The 2,667-nt window shown below is 68.0% G+C and carries 3 protein-coding genes; all 3 read left to right on the top strand.

Features of this window, described 5'->3' with window-relative positions; all coding sequences use genetic code 11:
• The first annotated feature begins 253 nt into the window (after positions 1–253).
• A complete protein-coding gene (locus AC6RA4_RS24780; protein WP_500164873.1) occupies positions 254–1,348 on the top strand; it encodes a hypothetical protein in 1,095 nt (364 codons plus the stop codon).
• A gap of 31 nt (positions 1,349–1,379) precedes the next feature.
• Positions 1,380–2,195 (top strand): tRNA (guanosine(37)-N1)-methyltransferase TrmD, encoded by an 816-nt coding sequence (gene trmD / locus AC6RA4_RS24775; protein ID WP_500164871.1) that lies wholly within the window; start codon positions 1,380–1,382, stop codon positions 2,193–2,195.
• Between the two features lie 234 nt (positions 2,196–2,429).
• Positions 2,430–2,667 (top strand): 50S ribosomal protein L19 (locus AC6RA4_RS24770; RefSeq protein WP_500164869.1); only part of this gene is annotated, 238 nt, incomplete at its 3' end.

Raw genomic sequence — 2,667 nt, 5'->3', positions numbered from 1 at the left:
AATCGCAGCGGGCTGAGCGACGAAAGCCTGCGCGACGCAAAGAAGACATTGCGCCGGATCGCGAACAGACAAGCCGAGTCCGAGTGACCGTTAACCACGGCGAAACAGAGCCACATTCGATCCCGCCCGCGTCCAGAAATCGCCACAATTCGATTCAAATTGAGACTGGTTTTTGGTGAAAAGGGGGCGCCCTGTGGTCCCGGTTATTCAACGAGTTCTTTGGTCCGGCGTCGCGGCGGCTCCGGCGCTGGCCTTGCTTATCCTTCCCAGGCAGATCGGCCAGCCGATGGTCACCCAGCTTGGTCTCTTTAACAGCCTCGGCGCGGCGACGGCGCTGGCGGTGCTCGCAGCGGTGCTCTCGCGCCGTACGGCCGATCCGCTGGACGATCCCCTGCCCGCGCTTCTGACCCCTGCCGCGCTGCGACGGCCCCCGTCCGGCTTGCCGAACCCGAGCGCGATCCGGCGCGAGATCGGGGCCATCCTGCGCGCGCCGGGCCCACAGAAGAGCGCGCCGGTCTGGAGCGAGCCCGAATCCGCCGCCCAGGCGCTGCGTCGCGCCTTCGCGCGCATTCTTCAGACCTGGGGTGTCCGGTCGGTCGATGAGCTCGACGCTGACCAGCTTCAGGCCCTGTGGCAATTGCGAGAGCTCGTGAACGCCTCTCCGAGCCGCGCGGGAGAGCTGGCGCAGACCTTCCGCAAACCCGATGTGGTGCTGGCAATCCGCGACCGGATTGCCGAGGTAGACGCACGCCACCTCAGGTTCAAACGCCAGGCGGCGGCCTATCACGCCGCGAAAGCGAGCTGGTCGGATCGACACGCTGCCGCAGACACGACGCTGCTGGATTCCCTGCGCGCGCAATCGAGCCCCGACCCCGACCTCTGGCACAAGGTCATCGCCGAGCATGACCCTGCCGATCCGGCGCAGGCCCGCGCCGCGCTCTGGTGCGCCGGGCAGCCCGCCTGCGAGCGCGCCAGCGTGGCGCTGTATTTCACCCGCATCGCCAAGGCGGAGCGGATCGACATCGCGGCGCGCGACGGAGACACCGACTGGCTCGCCGTGCTTCGTGAGGTGATCCGCGGCTGGAACGAGGGCCGCCACGGCGGAACCGAGCTGGGCCTCGAACCGGCAGATGCCGCGGCCCGCGCCGCGCCTTCTTTCGCCGCCGCGCTCGATCGCCTGGCGGAACGGACCGGGGAGGACCGTTGGCCCGATCCGCGTGGCGCCTTTGCCGAGTACCACGGCGCAACCGCCCGCCCTCGCACGAACTGGGATCTGGCCGCCGGTCGCATGACCGCGCCGCCCCGGATCGCGGATTACATCGACATCGAGGGCACGCAGCCGGCTTGAGCCGTCCCGCCCATGTCGCTACAGGAAGCACATGAGCGAGACACCCAAATCCCACGGCCGCAAGACCATCCGCCCGAGCCTCAAGCCGCGCGAGCTGATGACCGAGCGCCCGGCGCTGGCCCGTGCCTGGACGGCGCAGATCATCACCCTCTTCCCCGAGGCCTTCCCCGGCGTGCTCGGCCTGTCGCTCACCGGCAAGGCGCTGCAGGACGGGATCTGGCAGATCGACCCGGTGAACCTGCGCGATTTCGGCGAGGGCAAGCATCGCAATGTCGACGACACCCCCGCCGGCGGCGGCGCCGGCATGGTGCTGCGCCCCGACGTGATGGGCCGCGCGCTCGAAACCGCGCGCCGCAAGATCTCGAACGCCGCGCCGATCATCTACCTGTCGCCGCGTGGCCGCCGCTTCGACCAGCCGATGGCGCGCCGCCTGGCGCAGACCCCGGGCGTCACGCTGATCTGCGGGCGGTTCGAAGGGCTCGACCAGCGGGTGCTGGATCACTACGGCGTCATGGAGGTCTCGCTCGGGGATTACGTGCTGACCGGCGGCGAGATCGCCGCTCAGGCCATGCTCGACGCCACCGTGCGGCTGCTGCCGGGCGTGCTCGGCAACGCCGACTCGATCGAGGAAGAGAGCTTCTCGCACGGGCTGCTCGAGCATCCGCAATACACCCGCCCCGCCGAATGGCAGGGCCACGAGATCCCGCCGGTGCTGCTTTCGGGCCATCACGGCGAGATCGAGAAATGGCGGCGCCAGCAATCGGAAGAGATCACCCGCGCCCGCCGCCCGGATCTCTGGGAGGCGCATGAGCGGGCGCTGGCCGAGAGCCCCAAGGCGAAACGCTGAGCCGGGCCGAGACCGCACCGAAATCCCTTGATTTACGGGCCGCCCCGGCTTAACAGGGCGCATTCACGGCTTCGGGGCGACTCGGGGCCGTTGGATATTGGTGGACGGACTGATCGCAGACCTGCCAGCAGACCGCCACCACAAAACAAAGAACAGCCGACGCATCTGTGCCTGCACAGCTCTGCCAAGGACATCACCCGCGGGCAAACCGTGATGAACATAGGAGAAGGTCAGATGGATCTGATCGCACAGCTCGAGGCGGAACAGATTGCCGCCCTGGGGAAAGACATCCCCGACTTCAAGCCCGGCGACACCATTCGCGTCGGCTACAAGGTGACCGAAGGCACCCGTACCCGTGTGCAGAACTACGAAGGCGTCTGCATCAGCCGCAAGAACGGCGCGGGCATCGCGGGTTCGTTCACCGTTCGCAAGATTTCCTTCGGTGAAGGCGTGGAGCGTGTGTTCCCGCTGT

It is taken from the genome of Salipiger sp. (genome assembly GCF_059781815.1).
Note: the sequence above shows the minus strand (reverse complement) of the source record. Positions and strands in the feature narration are given on the sequence as shown.